General features: G+C 45.4%; 13 protein-coding genes and 1 riboswitch. Of the genes, 6 read left to right on the top strand and 7 right to left on the bottom strand.

Annotated features, from left to right (window positions below; genetic code table 11):
• Nucleotides 1-108: 108 nt before the first annotated feature.
• From ABEW32_RS01130 to ABEW32_RS01120, 3 genes are all read right to left on the bottom strand, one after another.
• Nucleotides 109-3,387 carry an S-layer homology domain-containing protein gene (locus ABEW32_RS01130; RefSeq protein WP_430183912.1) on the bottom strand — a complete coding sequence of 1,093 codons (3,279 nt, stop codon included), beginning with the start codon at nucleotides 3,385-3,387 and terminating at the stop codon, nucleotides 109-111.
• A gap of 262 nt (nucleotides 3,388-3,649) precedes the next feature.
• The gene (locus tag ABEW32_RS01125; RefSeq protein ID WP_430183910.1) at nucleotides 3,650-4,315 is read right to left on the bottom strand and encodes a methionine ABC transporter permease; all 666 of its coding nucleotides are present in this window, start codon (nucleotides 4,313-4,315) and stop codon (nucleotides 3,650-3,652) included.
• A complete protein-coding gene (locus ABEW32_RS01120; protein WP_430183908.1) occupies nucleotides 4,312-5,334 on the bottom strand; it encodes a methionine ABC transporter ATP-binding protein in 1,023 nt (340 codons plus the stop codon). Before ABEW32_RS01120 ends, ABEW32_RS01125 begins: the two co-directional genes overlap by 4 nt.
• Before the next feature lie 266 nt (nucleotides 5,335-5,600).
• On the opposite strand from ABEW32_RS01120, the gene pdaA reads away from it, so the two are divergent.
• Together pdaA and ABEW32_RS01110 are read left to right on the top strand one after the other, a co-directional pair.
• Nucleotides 5,601-6,398 carry a delta-lactam-biosynthetic de-N-acetylase gene (gene pdaA / locus ABEW32_RS01115; protein ID WP_430183906.1) on the top strand — a complete coding sequence of 266 codons (798 nt, stop codon included), beginning with the start codon at nucleotides 5,601-5,603 and terminating at the stop codon, nucleotides 6,396-6,398.
• Between the two features lie 163 nt (nucleotides 6,399-6,561).
• Nucleotides 6,562-7,329 carry an HAD-IIB family hydrolase gene (locus ABEW32_RS01110; protein WP_430183904.1) on the top strand — a complete coding sequence of 256 codons (768 nt, stop codon included), beginning with the start codon at nucleotides 6,562-6,564 and terminating at the stop codon, nucleotides 7,327-7,329.
• A gap of 70 nt (nucleotides 7,330-7,399) precedes the next feature.
• Here ABEW32_RS01110 and ABEW32_RS01105 read toward each other — a convergent pair whose 3' ends face one another.
• On the bottom strand, nucleotides 7,400-9,100 hold the full coding sequence (locus tag ABEW32_RS01105) for a glycoside hydrolase family 13 protein (protein WP_430183902.1): 1,701 nt from the start codon (nucleotides 9,098-9,100) through the stop codon (nucleotides 7,400-7,402).
• A 267-nt stretch (nucleotides 9,101-9,367) separates the two neighbouring features.
• Between ABEW32_RS01105 and ABEW32_RS01100 the strand changes: the two genes are divergently transcribed.
• Nucleotides 9,368-10,459 carry a hypothetical protein gene (locus ABEW32_RS01100; protein WP_430183900.1) on the top strand — a complete coding sequence of 364 codons (1,092 nt, stop codon included), beginning with the start codon at nucleotides 9,368-9,370 and terminating at the stop codon, nucleotides 10,457-10,459.
• Between the two features lie 120 nt (nucleotides 10,460-10,579).
• Here ABEW32_RS01100 and ABEW32_RS01095 read toward each other — a convergent pair whose 3' ends face one another.
• From ABEW32_RS01095 to ABEW32_RS01085, 3 genes are all read right to left on the bottom strand, one after another.
• The gene (locus ABEW32_RS01095) at nucleotides 10,580-11,641 is read right to left on the bottom strand and encodes an EAL domain-containing protein (protein WP_430183898.1); all 1,062 of its coding nucleotides are present in this window, start codon (nucleotides 11,639-11,641) and stop codon (nucleotides 10,580-10,582) included.
• 277 nt (nucleotides 11,642-11,918) lie between these two features.
• Nucleotides 11,919-14,024, bottom strand: coding sequence for a bifunctional 2',3'-cyclic-nucleotide 2'-phosphodiesterase/3'-nucleotidase (locus ABEW32_RS01090; protein ID WP_430183896.1), 2,106 nt, complete (start codon nucleotides 14,022-14,024; stop codon nucleotides 11,919-11,921).
• 220 nt (nucleotides 14,025-14,244) lie between these two features.
• Entirely contained in the window at nucleotides 14,245-14,679 is a 435-nt protein-coding gene (locus ABEW32_RS01085; RefSeq protein ID WP_430183894.1) for a pyridoxamine 5'-phosphate oxidase family protein, read from the bottom strand.
• 269 nt (nucleotides 14,680-14,948) lie between these two features.
• Nucleotides 14,949-15,058, top strand: a riboswitch (TPP riboswitch).
• A 196-nt stretch (nucleotides 15,059-15,254) separates the two neighbouring features.
• Between ABEW32_RS01085 and ABEW32_RS01080 the strand changes: the two genes are divergently transcribed.
• The 3 genes from ABEW32_RS01080 (at nucleotide 15,255) to ABEW32_RS01070 (ending at nucleotide 17,754) form a co-directional block, all read left to right on the top strand.
• Nucleotides 15,255-16,298: an ABC transporter substrate-binding protein gene (locus ABEW32_RS01080; protein ID WP_430183892.1), complete on the top strand. Its 1,044-nt coding sequence runs from the start codon at nucleotides 15,255-15,257 to the stop codon at nucleotides 16,296-16,298.
• A 389-nt stretch (nucleotides 16,299-16,687) separates the two neighbouring features.
• Complete coding sequence (locus ABEW32_RS01075; RefSeq protein WP_430183890.1) at nucleotides 16,688-16,981, top strand: MTH1187 family thiamine-binding protein; 294 nt, start codon at nucleotides 16,688-16,690, stop codon at nucleotides 16,979-16,981.
• Nucleotides 16,978-17,754 (top strand): ABC transporter permease, encoded by a 777-nt coding sequence (locus tag ABEW32_RS01070; RefSeq protein ID WP_430183888.1) that lies wholly within the window; start codon nucleotides 16,978-16,980, stop codon nucleotides 17,752-17,754. Before ABEW32_RS01075 ends, ABEW32_RS01070 begins: the two co-directional genes overlap by 4 nt.
• Nucleotides 17,755-17,785: the final 31 nt, after the last annotated feature.

The following is a 17,785-nucleotide window of genomic DNA, read 5'->3' as shown; positions in this document are numbered from 1 at the left end:
ACAGCTACATTAGAAGCGTTGTCCATACAAAAAAGGACGTCCGTCACAGATAAAATCTGCGCGGAATCGTCCCCTTCTATACGTCCTTGTCGTTTCTAGCTTTTCCTTTTAAGGAATCATATTGTCGCCATTATCGCCGCCAGGAATTGATCCTGAACCACCATCGCTAATGTCGCCGCTTCCTGTTCCGCCGTTATCGCTTGGCGGTGTTGCTCCACCGCTAATGTCGCCGCTTCCTGTTCCGCCGTTATCGCTTGGCGGCGTTGCTCCACCGCTAATGTCGCCGCTTCCTGTTCCGCTGCTTTGTTGCTGGCTGTCTATAAAATCTTTATATTCCTGAATCGCATCTTCCAGATTCATATAATTTTTCTTAACTTCCGGCATAGGATAATACGGGTCCAGACGATTGAATGCATCCACTACTCTGTGAAAGTAGACCGTCGTAGGATCTGTACCATTTACTGTAAGCAGATTGTTCGCAATGTTCTTGATCTCATTGATATCAAGATCAGTTACGATCCATTTGGATTGGTAGTTCGCAAACGCTGTAATCAAATCTGTGTTAGCCTGGTCTACCTGCAGCTGCGTGCTATCCGGAGTATTAAGCATAAGGCTTGCCCGGTTAATTTGCTCTTGCAGTTCTTCGTTATCTTGTTCAGTATAATGACGGCCGAACGTCTGAATTTCATTATTAGCCAAATTGATATTGTAATTCAACAACATGGTATCCACTGTTATTGGTGCAGCATACTGGCTCTGTACCAGTTGCAGTTCCTCGTATACGGGAACAACGTCTCGTAATTCGAAGCTGGACAACCCCAAGAAGATGGAGGCATGCTCTGAAGCAGAAGACAGGGCTTGTTGGGCTTCAGCGCTTAGCGCTCCTGAATTTTGCACCAAAATTCCATTGATCGATGTCTGCATTTCGATGACTTCGTTTCTCAATTGTAGCTTTTTCTCATTATATTTTTCAATATAGGTCTCTTTAGCCTGACTTAATTGATTGTAAGAGTTCAATAATTGCTCATCAGGAATTAACGGCATAATGAGTTCAAAGTTAGCTTGTCCTGCTACTTGCTCTAAATGCTGTATTTCCGTATTCAAGTAATTACGAGCCACGGGGTCAGACAACAGTTTTTGGTAAGTGTCTTGAACCATCTGCTGCAGTTTTTCCCGAATTGTAGCAGGCTCTGGGGCCTTGAATTCTGCAAGCCTTTGACTCAGTTCCGTGTTCAAATTCAATACATCCTGCTGCGTCATAGCAGTATGCATCTTCTCTGTATATTCCTGAATGAGGTTGTCTAGTTCAGTATTTTGAGAGCCTCTCTCATCGTAAAGAACCTGCGCTTCTTGTAAAGTATTTTTAAGCACGGAGAAATCCGCTGCTTGCAGTGCCAGGAATGACTCTGTGGCATTCTCCACATTTTGTGTATATTCCTCCAACTGCTCAATTGTAGATAAAGGACTCACATATACTTTCGATCCTTCCCTCACTATGGACTTGTAGCGCGCTTTGTCCGTTTTCGAATTCTCAACACGATCCGTTATATCGAGAAAATGCAGATAGGCATCTCTAAGTTTAACTGATGCTTTGTATACCTTTATTACTCGACGTAAGCTTTCTGCTTCCCGATCCACAATGTTCTGAGGCGCATTCCCTTCCAACACATTGTTGCCAAATTGAATAGCTTGACTTAGTGAGTCATCCCAAAGAGTCGGGAATTCGTCGCCAACCATTCGGTTTTGTTCAAGGGTAGTCGAAGCTAACTGAATCAGTCTAGTTAATTCCTGTGTCCCATTCACTGGTTCTGTGGCCGAGGCTGTGTACACAGAAACATCCTGTTTTAATGTGCTGAGCGCTTGATCTACTTCTGTCTGTGTAGTTGCTGTATTGTTCAGTACCAGCATAGCTTGATGGATTGCTATGGACAGGTTTTCCTTCGCTTCTGCCGTGTAAAGCGCTTGATCCAGTCCACCCTCACCTGCACGCTCCAGCAGTTCTTTGGCTGCGTGGACTTCTGTCTCCAGCTGACTGCGATCTACGCTGACAATATCGCTATCGTGTTTTTTCTTATCTTTGCTGTCTGTATCTGTAACAACCGATCCAGTCGAGGATGATTTGGCCGAGCCATTTACGAGACTAACTGCTTCTTTCATTGCATCATAGTTAATGATAACATCCTGCGGCTGTTTTTGTTCCGGTAGGTTAAGCTGGCTGATTGCAGCCCCCTTAGCCAATGTGATAAAAGGAACACCCACATATTGTGATGCATCCAGCAAACCAATACTACCATTAACCAACAACTTGCCCAGTCCCTGCTGCAATGAAACACGACTAATTGCAGCATTTCCTTCGGTCACGATCGATGCATCATTTTTCAGCGTCAGGTTGTCAATCTTTGTCGTCCCGGTTGCAGTCAGCTTGGCATCCTTAGAGCCCAGTTCTACACCGGACCATGCTGTATTTTCCAAAATGGCCGATACAGGCTGAGTTCCTGAGCCTTTGATTTCCAATACGCCTGTGGAAGACATGTTTTTCAAGGTTACCGAACCATTGACGATCAGGCGTCCCTCAAAAGACACACCCTTTCCATCAAATACGCCGCCGTCTGCGTTAATTTCCAGCTTATTCACACCTGTGAGTGTACGCAAATTACGGTTAAGGTCAATTTTTGCCCCTTTTAATACCGCTTTGTTATTTTCGCCGAACAAACCTTGCAAAGACCCTTCCAGTTGGTAAGGAATATTTCCGATTCGAACTGTATTGCCCTCCGATTTCACTTCTCCTACCGGATGATCCAACAAGCTGACGAATACTTCCGCACTACTTTCCCGGTTCAATGGATTTTTCAAATCCGTTGCAGAAGCGTCCTCTGATAATAGACCATAATTGCGAGCTACCTGAACTGCATTTTGCTGTGCATCCGCAGTACCTGCATCCTGCAAGTCCATTGCGCGTACTAGCGATACGATCAGTTCTTCCTTGGTAATGGCATCCCCCGGACGAAACAGTTCTCCGTTGCCTGTCATATACCCCGCTGCACGTACAGCCTCAATATAGGGAGCACCCCACGCATCGGACGATACATCCATAAAAGAAGTTTTTGGCTGATTGTTAACTTCCAGTTGGAACAGACTGCACAAAATTTTAGCCGCTTCGGCGCGGGTCAAATTCTTCTGTGCCATAAAATCGCCCTGATTACCACCTGTCATCAAACCCAACGTGCGAGCTTGTGCAACAAATCCAGTTTCACTTTGTGCATCCGCTGTCGCTGCATAAGCAGTCTGGGCGCCCCCCATCCAAGGTAGAGATACAATGGAGCCTGAAGCAATCCCCAGCACCATGGCAGATGCTATCCATTTATTTCGATTTACAAGTTTCAACATTTTCACTCCTAGACGCGATTTATTGGCATATATCCTGTTATATCAAAGGCTTTAGTCATGTTTAGTTCTACGATTTATGCAACCAAGGAACTATGCTAAGAGAATTATATGAAACCGCACTGAACCAATTCTGAACAATGAGACCTATACGAAAACATTCCGCAGCAAAAACGCCCTATCCAGTTATATAGGGCGTTTCTTGATCAGTATCAGTGCCAAAATATTGCACCAAAACTATATATTTTTATATCCATTATGTTTATTACCCCCTGCGTACTTTGCGAGAGAGCAGATTGCCCAAGGACTGAACACCTTGTACAAACACGACTAGAATGATGACAGTGATCAGCATAACCAACGTATCGAACCGTTGATAGCCATACGCTATCGCCAAGTCGCCAATCCCGCCGCCACCGACCGCACCAGCCATAGCCGTTGCACCAATCAGTCCAATAGCGGCTGTCGTTAACGATAAAATTAGAGAGCTGAATGCCTCAGGCAGCAAGAAGTATCGAATGACCTGAAACGGAGTCGCTCCCATCGCATCTGCTGCCTCTAATATCCCCGGATTGACCTCCAACAGCGAATTTTCCACCAGCCTGCCGATATAGGGTGCGATATATATGATCAGAGGGACAATAGCCGCGCTGGTCCCAATAGATGTATGCACAATCAGACGGGTTAACGGAATGATCGCTATCAGCAAGATAATAAACGGTAAGGAACGAACAATATTAATGATCGGATTTAAAATACTGTACAGCCATTTGTTCTCCAAAATTCCGCCTGAACGGGTGACCACAAGTAAAATACCGATAGGGATACCAATCAGAGCACCAATAAATAATGATATGCTGACCATGAGTATAGATTCATACAAAGCTTCCCATAATTGATCCCAAGTTATCGTGGTTCCTGTAATCATCATAGACTTTCCACCTCCTGAATATGAACCCCTTTACTCTTGATAAAATCAACAGCCTGCTGAACGGCATGCTGCTCACCGCGCAGTTGGAGAGTCATATAACCAATCGTCGTTTCTTGAATCTCCGTCATATTGGCAAACAAAATATTCACATGAATATCATGCTTCCGAATCAATTCATGAACCACTGGGTCGGAAGCTGCCTGTCCGATAAATTCCAGCTTGTAGATGCGTTGTGACTCTTGTTGCTCGAACGTCTGTAACACACTGCCCGGTACTTCGTCGTGAATAACTGTGCGTACAAAGCTTTGCGTCGTTGGATGCTTCGGCTGCCCGAATACCTCTAGGACATTGCCCTGCTCAATGATTTCCCCCTTCTCCATTACGGCTACCTTGTTGCAAATCCGCTGAATCACTGACATCTCATGAGTAATGATTAATATGGTGATCTTGTATTCCTTGTTGATTTTGCGGAGTAAATCCAGGATAGACTGCGTGGTCTGCGGGTCAAGTGCCGAGGTTGCCTCATCACAGAGCAAAATGGACGGGTTACTCGCAAGCGCTCGCGCAATCCCGACACGCTGCTTTTGTCCGCCGGACAGCTCGCTGGGATAGCTATTCGCCTTGTCCGACAATCCTGTGAATGCCAGCAGCTCTGTCACACGTTTTTCAATTTCCCGCTTGTTGCGCTTGAGCAGCACCAACGGAATGGCAATGTTTTCGAATACTGTTTTCGATTCCAGCAAATTAAAATGCTGAAAAATCATTCCGATCTTCTTCCTTACTTTTCGCAGCCCGGAGGTCGAATAGGAATTTAGCCGCTCCCCCTCGACAAGAACCTCACCTGTCGTTACTTTCTCCAGACGATTGACCAAACGGATGAGCGTACTTTTCCCTGCACCACTAAATCCGATAAAACCAAAGATATCTCCTTTTTCCACTGTAATATTTATATTCTTTAACGCTTGTATGCTTAAGCCTTTTCTTACATAGGTTTTGGATACATTCCTAAGTTCAATCATAACTCCTAACCCCTCTCGCTCCACAAATATGTAAACTCTCTCTGAGTTGATTGCATTTCTTTGGCATGAATGCCAGAATTAAATCCGAGTATTTTAGTAAGTTTTATAGAGTATACTACTTCGATTTTAAATTGATGTCAATATGAGTTTTGAGTTTGGTGCCAGCATTTTTTGTTTGCATAAATGAACAGGATATTGCAGATGGTATGAAATATGCCGAAGTATACACATCTTACCCGAATCGGGACGAAAACGGAGGAACATAGATGAAGCAAATATTTACCTTGTGGCTATGCATTGCAATTATGGGAATGTCCACAGTTATGGGAGAACCGGCATCAGCATCCCAAGCTATAGACGGACAACCATATCATTTTGGGTTTAAAAAAAGTAAGGGCGGCGAGTTGCCTTCCATCGCGCAAGAAGGCTTTATGCACCTGATCGAAAGACAGGGTGGTATCTTTTTGGGAGATACGACTAAGAAAGAATTGTTTCTTACTTTCGACAACGGTTACGAAAATGGATATACCTCCAAGGTGCTGGATGTATTGAAGGCCAAAAAGGTTCCAGCCGCCTTCTTTGTAACCGGGCATTTTGTAAAAGACCAGCCAGCTCTAATGCGCCGCATGGCGAGTGAGGGGCATATTATCGGAAACCATTCATGGAGCCATCCTGATATGAGTACCATTTCTTCGGCTGAGATTCGGTCAGAGCTGGACCGGGTGCGAACTGCCTCTTCAGAACTGACCGGGCAAAAGGAAATGAAATATGTGCGGCCGCCGCGCGGTATTTTTAGTGAAAAGGCATTGGCATCCTGTCGGGAAGCTGGATATACAAGTGTATTCTGGTCGGTGGCCTACAAGGACTGGGACACGAATATTCAGCAGGGAACGGACTATGCCTATCGTCAAGTTATGCAGCAGCTCCATCCTGGAGCGGTCATTTTGCTCCATTCCGTATCCAAGGATAATGCCGAGGCACTTGGCTCGATCATTGATGAAGCACGCAAGCAAGGATATGAGTTCAAAAGCCTAGATGATCTTAAAGTTAAGCACTATCACTAAACATAATAACTAGCTTAATGAGCCAAATTCATTATCAGCCCGATCCACATCTGCCGTAGAAGCCAGTGTGAATCGGGCCTTTTCGTTTGCGAATATGGAGGGTCATGGATATAATGACTGTTAGAAACGATTTGCAAAGCACTTTTTTGGAGGTACATACATCATGCACTTTGTATTTGATCTGGACGGGACGATCTGCTTCAAGGGGCAGTGTGTGTCGGATAAGATTGCAGACTGTTTGGAGCAATTGACTCAAGCGGGACATGAAGTCATTTTTGCCTCAGCGCGGCCAATTCGCGACATGCTGCCCGTACTTCCTGAACGCTTTCACAACTACACCCTGATTGGTGGAAATGGCTCCATGATATCCCAAAAGGGCAGTGTAAATTACGTGGAGTCCTTTCTACTGGAAGTTAAGAATACTCTGCTTACACTGCTGGAGGAGCACCAGGCCACCTACCTGATTGACAGTGAATGGGATTATGCATATACAGGCGCAGCCGATCATCCCATACTCAATAATGTAGATGTCAGCAAGTTGGCGCAAAAGCTGCCTTTGGCTTCCCTGAAATCCATTGTAAAAATACTCATTTTAACTGCTGACGATATGGAAGGCTTGGCTACTAAGCTTCTACCGTTGGGTGTGGTCATTCATCAACACCGCAATGAACAGGTACTGGACATTAGCCCCCAGAATATTCACAAATGGAACGCGCTGCAGAAGCTTGGTGTGCAGCCTCGTCAATTTATCGCCTTCGGTAATGATGCGAATGATATTCCGATGTTCAAGGAGGCACACCATGCCATCATGGTACACCACCACGCTGAACTGGCTGCCTACGCGACTGAATCTATCCCTGATGAGGGAGAAAATCAAGAAGATCGGATTATCGCCAAAATACGTGAGTTGGCTGACACGATAACTGTATAGTCCAACGCTAAAGAAGGGGAGCCTCTCTATGAGCCTCCCCTTCTTTTTATCATCTTAAGATAACAAACATTTATTTTAAGGCTAGCTTATACACTCTGGCTTCATAAGGGCGCAGCTTCAAGGCGTGCAAATTTTCTCCTGTTACCGGTTCATAGTTGGAGAGAAGCAACTCCGCTTTGGCGGCAGGAAGCTCATCATCTTCGGGCCAGTGAAATACTGGATCACGGTCAAAGAAATTTAAAATGACCAGCAAACGCTCTTGCTCCAGCGTGCGCGTAAATACATAGAGCTCTGTATCAAGTGGCAACAACAGCTTGTATTCGCCATAAACTATGACCTCATGTTGTTTGCGCAGAGCAATCAATTTACGATAATAGTGGAAAATCGAGTGCGGATTATTTCTTTCTGTCTCTGCATTAATGTGCATGTAGTTATCATTAACTTTCATCCATGGCTCTCCATCGGTAAATCCGGCTGCAGGTCCGGCATTCCACTGCATAGGAGTGCGCGCATTATCCCGGCTTTTTCGCCAGATCGCGGCCATAATCTGCTCCTCTGGCTCTCCGAGCTTTCGTTGCTGCTCATAATAGTTTAATGTTTCTACATCCCGATAATCATCAATTGAGGGGAAAGCAATATTCGTCATCCCAATTTCCTCGCCCTGATAAATATACGGCGTACCCTCAAGCATATGTGTGAAGGTTGCCAGCATTTTGGCAGATTCCACACGATACTGACCATCATTCGCAAATCGCGAGAGAGCCCGTGGTTGATCGTGATTGTTGAGATAGTTGGCATTCCATCCTTCCTGATGAAGCACCGTCTGCCAACTGCTCATTATTTTTTTCAGCTCTACCAGCGTCCACGACTTGTACTGCCATTTTTCCGTTCCTAACCCTTGGGCATCAATAAACATGTGCTCAAACTGGAATACCATATTGAGCTCATGCCGCTGATCTCCCACGTAATCCAGTGCCTGCTCCGGCCCTAAACCGGAAGTTTCACCAACCGTCATTAAGGGATACCGCTCCAATACTTTTTCATTCAGCATCCGTAGAAGTACATGTACCTGCTCCAGGTTGGAAAAGAGCTGATAGGCACGTACCAAGGGTTGTTTGTCCGGATTATGGGCATCTGGCAGCCCTTCGGCTTTGACAATATGGGCAATGGCGTCAAAGCGGAAGCCGTCAACTCCCTTTTTTAACCACCATTCCACCATACGATAGAGCTCACCCACCATCTCTTCATTTTCCCAATTCAGATCCGGCTGGTGCTCGGAATACAGATGCATGTAATATTCGTCAGTAAGCTTGTCATATTTCCACACAGAACCGGAGAAATACGATTCCCAGTTGTTCGGATATCCGCCATTTTTGCCTGTTCGCCATATGTAGTAGTCCCGCTTCGGATTATCCTTGGACGAGCGTGATTCCGTGAACCATGGGTGCTCATCCGACGTATGGTTTAATACCAGATCCATCATAATTTTAATGCCACGTTCATGCGCCTGATGGAGGAGTTCATCAAAGTCCTCCATCGTTCCAAACTCATCCATAATGGCATAATAATCGCTAATGTCATATCCATTGTCATGATTGGGCGACTTATATATCGGGCAAATCCAGATGACATCAATACCCAGCTCAGACAGATAATCCAGCCGAGACAAAATACCTCGCAAGTCCCCCTTGCCGTCTCCGTCAGAATCCTGAAAACTGATCGGGTAAATCTGATAAACAACAGCTTCCTTCCACCATATTCTTTTAGGCATGTTTCCCTCCTGTATCTTCTCTGTACATCCAATAGCTTATGCTTTTAACATACACGCAATACCTGTATGCGAATCGTTGGTGCAAAGAAACGAGGGACTTGTAAGCTTGCTTCGATGCATAAGTAGAGCTACTAATCGCCTACGATATATTTTTAAATTTTTTTTGAAAAACAGGTTGTATAAATGGACTTGGCGTTACCTATATTTATGAACCGTCCATATATGAATCAAAAGCAGTGCCATTCTTGAATTTAGGGAGGAATGTATATGAACCTTCGACCCAAGGAGCCAAAGGATCTGATTGTTGAGTCAGCTGTGATCCCGCCCAACATCCACGTGGATGTGGAGTCAGCCACCGAGGGGGGAACACGCCGCCTGATGCTTAGCGATAACCCAGAGACGCTTACCCATGTAACGGTCCCTACCGAGCAAGCTACTCTATGGCATGATGTGGTCCGTACCACTACCCGGACAGTCAAACACCGTATTTTCGGCTGGCATTATAACAAAACCGGCAGCCCTGTTCAATTGGGCATCACCATAGAAAACAAAAGCACAGCCCGTCTGGAAGTACGTCATATGGAACGTGCCCTTGAGATTGTACCTGAGGATGGCAACTGGATTATTGATGTCGGGCAATCTATTGCCAAAAGCTGCTTGGCAGGTACGATGAAGCGTCTGAAGCCAGTAGACCGTCACAAATTCGGCAAAGGCACCGCCTTGCTGGAGGAATTTGAGCTGCCCGAAGGATCACTGGCTGGATTCGTCTATGACCTCACGGTAGAATACGCCGAAGGCCACGGTACACTGGATTATGTGGTTCGCACCGTTATCAGCAAAGATGTGCAGACCAATCTACGTGACATTCATCAGGATGCGCTCCCTCCCGTCCCCCCGCCACAGGCGCATCCACGGGGAGTATGGTCCTTTTCGGAAACGAATGCGCGTATGCCAGAGTATATAGTAGGGCAAAGTGCCAACTACCGAGCATGTGCTACTAAGAAGCTGAACGGTGAAACTCCTGCCGACCTACTGTTTACCGGGGCACGTAGCGAGCTGGGGCCTGCGCTTGATAATCGCGGACAATTCGGAACAATATATAACGCAACCATTCCTATCGTTAATCACAGTAGCGAGGTACGTACCGTACGAATTTACGCCAATCCACGTGGAGGCGCGTTCGCCGGATCTGTACGTATAGACGGTCGTGTATATGGTATCCCCTTGCTACAAAATAATACCAAGGTATGCCGACTGGCTGACATTAGTGTCCCTCCCGGCAAGTCGAGCTATTCTCTTAGCTTCATGGTTGCAGGTAGCGCAACCACTCCTCTTGGGTTATACGTCATCACGTTATAATCGTAATCACATTAGCCGGACACAATTAAAATATGATTATTTCAAAAAATTAAATAACCCGGTGATCATAGGATCATCGGGTTATTTATGTTCATTTTTATAGAATACGCTATTTTCAGATTACACTACTCTGCTCAGTATAAAGTTGGAAGGCGGAGCAGGCTCTGGCTTGCCAAACAAATAGCCCTGAGCTAGTGACACACCTGCATCACGACAAAACTCAAAATCCTCCATTTTTTCTACGCCTTCAGCCAACACCTGACCTCCAAAACGAAAAGCGGATTCCACAATCCCTGTAATTTGGCGTTTTTGATCACTGTTACTATGACAACCATCAATTATACTGCGGTCAATTTTAACATAATCGGGCTGAAGGCAATTCATAAGCTCTGTCGTAGAATAGCCTGCTCCTACATCGTCCAGTGCCACTGAAACTCCACGTTTGCGATATTGTTCAAAGATTTGATGTAATGAATTCAGGTCGTCTATTTCTTCCGTCTCTACGACCTCAAACACAAAATCCTCCGTATTCATAGATAACCGATCAATCGTCTCAAAGGTATGATTCAAGCAATAAGCCGGATTATAAATGGTTGAAGGGAGAAAGTTAATAAATCGTTTAATTCCCGCCGGAAGGCATGTTGCACTTTTTTCAATGGCGGAAATACGAGCCGAGCGATCCAGATGAGCATGCAAACCAGCTTCACGGGCGACTTCAAACAGTCGGAAAGGCTGAAAAGGCCTATCTGGCTGTGACGGACGCAGCAAAAACTCAAACCCGATAATATTCAGCTTGTCGTCAACAATAGGCTGCATATGGCTGGTAAAGCTTTGATTCTTAATAATACTCACCAGATCCGGATGTTGCAGTCGGGCTTGCAGTTGACTAAATAAAAGCCAGTCCTCAAATCCTTCAACATGATTTAAGCCAATCACCATCACTTGCAATCGGTTCAAGCACTCCTGCGGCAGACGAGCCAGTCCGTTAACCAGCCGTTCCAGCTCTGAATGGCTGTCATAGCGAAACACAATGGTATCCCCACCCCATTGTTCTTGTTTCATTTGTTCCGATAGCATACCCAAGCCATCTAATGCTGGAGTGAGCGACACCCTAGAATGCCTAATTTTCAGCAATCCTTGATCCTTAATAGGTAATATGATGCTGCAATTGCTGCAAGTCATAATGGTCCTCCTCGGAACAATTTCCCGGTTTTTTCACCATTATATCACAAACAATTAGAACAAAAGTACTATATAATTACGTGTTTTTACAAAAAAACAGCTTATTCTTGACAAACAACTTAGGACTTAAGTGCATATTCGACAAAGACTACACCTTTTTTTTTGCACTCATAATAAATTCAGACTGTGTTGTCTTTGCATCAAAAAAGCAGCAAATCTCTTGGTTTAAGAGATTGCTGCTTCATTTTTGGTGTTCAGTGGAAGTTAAATCCCGAAGTTACTTGGACGTCTTTGGCTTCGTTGTTTTAGCTGGTTTTGCAGCCGCAGGTGTGGTCTTCTTAACAGCTGGCTTCGCGGTTGCCTTTGCAGCAGGTGTAGCAGCTTCCTTCACAGAAGTCGTTGCTGCACTAGGCTTCGCACCAGCTTTCAAGCTGTATTTGGCAAACCCATCTGCCGCGTTGCTCAAGTATGCAATTTGTTGATTTCCGGCCAGCACATCTTTGGCATCAGGAGAGGACTCAAAGGTAACCTTGGCCTGACCGAAAGGAGCAATAGACCAGTTGCCGTCCGCTGACGGGTTAATCGTTCCGTTCGTACGGATATAATCAATAATGACTTGGCGACTTTCATCCGGTGCTGCCATCACAATTCGTTTGCCATCTGGGTTGGCCAGTTTGGAAGAGGAAGCACGATAGTTATTGGTCGCAACGATAAACTTTTGTGCAGGATCAATAGCTTTCCCATTGTATTGCAGATCCTTGATCCGATGGGCTGAAGAATCAATAATAGTTCCCTTGGCATCATATCGTGCAGGTTGAGTTACATCAATCTGATAATTCACACCGTCAATAACATCAAAATTGTAGGTTGGGAAATCTTTGTTGATCAGTGATTGTTCCTCTGTTTTGCTAGGATCAATGCGGTTAAACTGACCCGCAGACCACTCCAGCCACTCCTGAATTTCAGCACCAGTCACTTCTACGGCATGAACCGTGTTCGGGTACACGTACAGATCGGACACGTTTTTAATCGCTATTGTACCTTCAGGAATGTTGGTATAGTACTCGGCACCGTTGCGGCCACCGGCCTTAAATGGAGCGCCTGCCGACAATACGGGGAGATTTTCGTATTCTGTTCCTTTAAGATGATTTTGAACATACCATTTCTGTGCATTCGTTACAATTTGGATAGACGGGTCATCCTGCACTAATGCAAAATAGCTGGTAATTGGTGCAGTCGTTGTACCGACAGGTTGACGAATATAATCCAGCGTTCCTTGATGCTCTACATTGATCGCGTCAATCAGTTTAAATTCAGGAGTAAACTTTACAGCCTGATTGGTAGTACTTACAACCGGACGCACTTGGGACTGAGAGTTGATTACGTGCCACTCGCGATTTCTCTTTTCCAGACTCAGATCAATAATGCCCAGATCCTTCCCCCACGAAGAAGCTTCTACTGCTGGTACACCATTAATAGTTCCTTTATCCAAATCTACCCCGCTCATATCTTTAAAATCAGGGCCTGGGAAAGATTTGTGAGCATGCCCAAACAAAATCGCATTAATACCATCTACCTGGCTTAGATATTTAACGGCATTTTCCATCATTGGCGTTTGCGGCACATCCTCATAGCCTGTGTGTGCAAGTACGACAATAACGTCAGCTCCTTCTGTTTTCATTTGCGGAATAAACTTTTTGGCTGTTTCCACAATATCCTTCGTAACGACCTTATCCTTCAAATTAGCTTCATCCCACTGCATAATTTGGGGGGTTACTAGACCGATTACCCCGACCTTAAGCGTATGCTCTTCGCCCTTCTCATCCGTTACTTTTTTATCAAGAATCTCATAAGGTGTAAAATAATTTTTAGTAGCTTGACCCTGGCTATCAACATAAACGTTCGCATTTACGTAAGGAAAGTCAGCGCCCTTGAGCGATTTGTCCAGGAAGTCGAGACCATAATTGAATTCGTGGTTCCCGACAGTAGCCGCATCATAATCCATCAGGTTCATCATCTTATAAACCGGATGGATCCCGCCTTCTTTCTCAAAGGTTTTGTTGCGGGCCATATAATCGCCTAATGGGTTGCCCTGCAGCAAATCACCGTTATCAAACAGCATGCTGTTTCTTGTTTCACTACGCGCTTGTTGGATCAAGTTTGCTGTGCTAACCAAGCCATATTCATTAGTTTCTTTGTCCGAATAATAATCATAATTCATCAGCGCCCCATGAATATCCGTTGTTTCCATGATCCGCAAATTCACCGTAGCGCTATCGCGAGAATCGCTAGCTGCCCAGGATGGAGCGGCTGAAAACACCAACAGACTGCAAGCTACAACTGCTGCAGTAAATCCTTTAACCCAATTTTTACGAAATAACAAAATATACCCCTCCTCATTAAGGTGTATGCCTCATATACATACATTTGCACATATATGTAAGCTCCGAACCCACCATTCCTATTTTAATCCAACGTAGGACAAAAGAGTAGTCATTTGCTTAAAATATTTATGAAAAAATAATTAGTTTTCGCATAAAATAAAAGCCAGTAAATCTCCTGAAAAAGTTGGAAATTTACTGGCTTGTCCGTTTACATTCTTGCTATTTCGTCCACACCTGGCGCTCCATTTGTTGACCCACATATTCAATACGAGTGGGGTTCACGTCTAAAATAACATAATCGGGGTCATCCGGTCCTGAAAACCATTTTTTCAGCGAATCATTCCACACTTGTTTGCGCAGCCCCTCATCAGCTGTAACCTGAACGGTAGCCTCCACTTCCAAGACTTCCTTCGTGCCACCCACTTCATAGCCTAACAGCAGATAAGCATTCGGATTGTCTCTTAGCTCATCCACTTTATGTGTTTTGCGATCCGTCGCCAAATGAATGTTCATTCCATCGTTAAAAAGGGCCATATAGCGTACTTTCGGTTTTCCGCCCTCAACCGTACCTAACGAGCAAAATTTGTTGTTATCCAAAGCCTTCACAATGGCTTGTTCCAGCTGACTGCGATCCAGTGTCTCCGTTTTACCCACAGTACAACAACTCCTTTTTACGAATTAGAATTCTATAGGGCTATGCCACTTGGCACCAGCTCTCCTAAACATACAGTGTAGCTGTTCTGAAAATAACATGACTGGAACAGATCTGAACGATTCATGTTCATTTTCAGATCGAAGCTCACAGTAAAAGTGTACCCTGTCGTTCGGCAAATGAACCGTAAGCCCTTCCTCAAGGGTGGACAGACACGCCTTCAAGGCATATAATCGTCGTAGTAAACCCGAATAAACAAACCCATTAAACCATACAATGCCAGGGGTGCTGGAATCGGCCGGCTGAGAGTGTGTCCCAAGACACTGACCCTTACAACCTGATCTGGGTAATGCCAGCGTAGGAATGCTTAAGCAAGATGTGCCTTTTGTTATCACAGGACATCCCTTACTTTGGTATATACAAGCGCAAGCGTCCCGGAATCCCGGGACGCTTTTTTTGTTGAAGATGAAGTTGTTGGAAAGATTGCATTCCGGCAGATGTGATTTTTGTGAAAATGGGGAACATAAGCTGTCTGATTGGACGGATAACGGGTAATTAAAAAGGAGAGAACACAACGATGAAGCGCATGAAAATGTTAAGCCTGGGTCTGATCAGTCTGTGGCTCATGGCTCTGACTCTGACCGCTTGCGGCGGCAATCCCCCTACATCTCAAAAGGAGGCTCCTGCTGCCGGCACTTCAACGTCTACCTCGGCAAAGGGGCTCAAAGATGTTAAAGTCGTGCTCGATTGGACACCCAATACGAATCACACGGGACTTTATGTCGCCAAGGACAAAGGATTTTACGAAAAAGCGGGCTTGAATGTCCAAATTGTTCAACCAGGCTCAGGCGGAGCCGATCAGATGGTCGCTTCGAATGCTGCACCCTTTGGTATCAGCTATCAAGAAGGCGTCACTCAGGCTCGCATCCAAGGCGTGCCGCTCGTATCCATTGCTGCGGTGATTCAGCATAATACCTCTGGCTTCGCAGCCCCAGTAGACCGCGGAATTAAAAGCCCGAAAGATTTTGAGGGTAAAAGCTACGGCGGCTGGGGTTCACCTGTAGAAGAAGCAGTCATGAAATCCATCATGGATGCAGACCAAGGTGATGTAAGCAAGGTGAAAATCGTCAATATGGGCAATGCAGACTATTTTACAGCCGTAAAGCGGGATATTGACTTTGCCTGGATTTTCTACGCATGGACCGGGATTGAGGCCGAGCTTCGAGGTGAGCCCTTGGATATGTTGTATGTAAAAAATTATTCCAAAAGTCTCGATTACTATACACCTGTAATTGTGAGCAATGAACAGACGATAAAAAATGACCCTGACCTGGTCAAAGCGTTCATGGATGCTACTGCCCAAGGCTATGAATACACTATTGCTCATCCTGAAGAAGCGGCGGATATCTTAAGTAAAGCTGTGCCGGAGCTGGACAAAAAGCTGGTACTCGCTAGCCAAAAATGGCTAAGTCCGCGTTATCAGGACGATGCCGCGCAGTGGGGCGTACAAAAAGCGGAGGTATGGAAAAACTATTCTGACTGGATGTATGAACGCAAGCTGCTCAGCAAACCTTTGGAAGTCGATAAAGCCTTCACAAACGACTTCTTGCCCAAGCGTTGATTTAGTAAAAACGCTAAATAAGACTGAACCAGAGAAGTGAACGAAGCGCCACTACGCAGACGGATGATGCTTCGTTCTCGCTCCACTTGGTTTTATTCTTTATTTTCATCTTATCTAAAGCGCAAAACAGATGCGCTTGTGTGTAAAAATGCCACCCAATCTACCAAAAAACTAAAGTGCTTTTTAAGGCGGTTGGCAGCGGAGCGGTTCATTTGAATCTGAAGAAACGAAGTGGTCGCCTTTGCTGTTGGATTCTTACCTTTAAAGTTAATTCAAAGAATCCCACGGCAACAGCGATCGTAAGATCAAATGAAACGCGAAGCGGTCTCCCCGCCTTAAACCAATTTATTTCCCAATACTACTCCAAATAAAGGACAGGTGAAATTCGCATGGCTAACACACTGCTTAGCATTCAAGTAATCCCTAAAACTCCTAATAACGAAGATTCTTATCCCTATGTAGACAAGGCGATTGAGGTCATACAGCGTTCTGGCGTCAAGCATCAGGTGAACCCACTGGATACGACGATGGAGGGCGAATTGGACGAATTGTTGAAAATCGTCAAAGACATGCATGAGGCCTTGACGGAAGCCGGAAGTCCCAGCGTCATTTCACAGATCAAAATCGCACATAACCCACAGGGCATCAGCATGAACAAGCTGACCGAGAAGTTTCGCCCATGAATCCGAAAGGCAAGAACGCATCCTGGTGGAAAAGCGTATGGCCGCCCCTTGTGGCGGTCCTCTTCTTTTTAGCGGCTTGGCAGGGGGCGGTTTCCTATTTACATATTGAATCCTGGCTGCTGCCAGCTCCATCCCTAATTGTTCAAGAGGGTATAGCGCAGTCGGCGTTGCTTGGTGCCCATACATGGGCTACGATTCGCCTGACGCTTGCGGGATTTGCTATAGGGACAGCAACGGGATTGCTGATCGCCATCATTCTTCATACGATTCCTTTTCTCAAATCTGCTCTGTACCCGCTCCTGATCCTTAGCCAAAACATTCCGATCATTGCCCTCGGTCCGTTGCTCATGGTATGGTTCGGTTTTGGCGTGTTGCCCAAGCTTATGGTCATTACATTAGTATGTTTTTTTCCCGTGGCTGTAGCGGCCATGGACGGGCTGACACGGACAGACCGTATGATGATGAACTACATGCGGATGTCGGGCGCAAGCCGCAGGGCTATTTTTATAAAGCTAGAGCTGCCACACTCCCTGCCACAAGTCTTCTCCGGCATTAAAATTGCTGCCACCTACAGTGTGATGGGCGCGATCATTGCCGAATGGATTGGGGCCAGTGAAGGAATCGGATATTATATGCTGCTGCAAAAATCTGCCTATCGTACGGATCTCATTTTTGCCGCTATCGGTATTATTGTTGCACTCAGCTTACTGATGTTTGTGGCTATTTTACTGCTGGAGAAGTGGCTGGTCCGCTGGAAACCCGATCAAGAATAGCCTCCATATTGAATTAAAGCATCAATGAAAG

This window comes from Paenibacillus jamilae (assembly GCF_050482105.1).
GTDB classification, from domain to species: Bacteria; Bacillota; Bacilli; order Paenibacillales; family Paenibacillaceae; genus Paenibacillus; species Paenibacillus jamilae_B.
The sequence above is the reverse complement of the archived record's forward strand: the minus strand, read 5'-3'. Positions and strand labels throughout refer to the sequence as shown.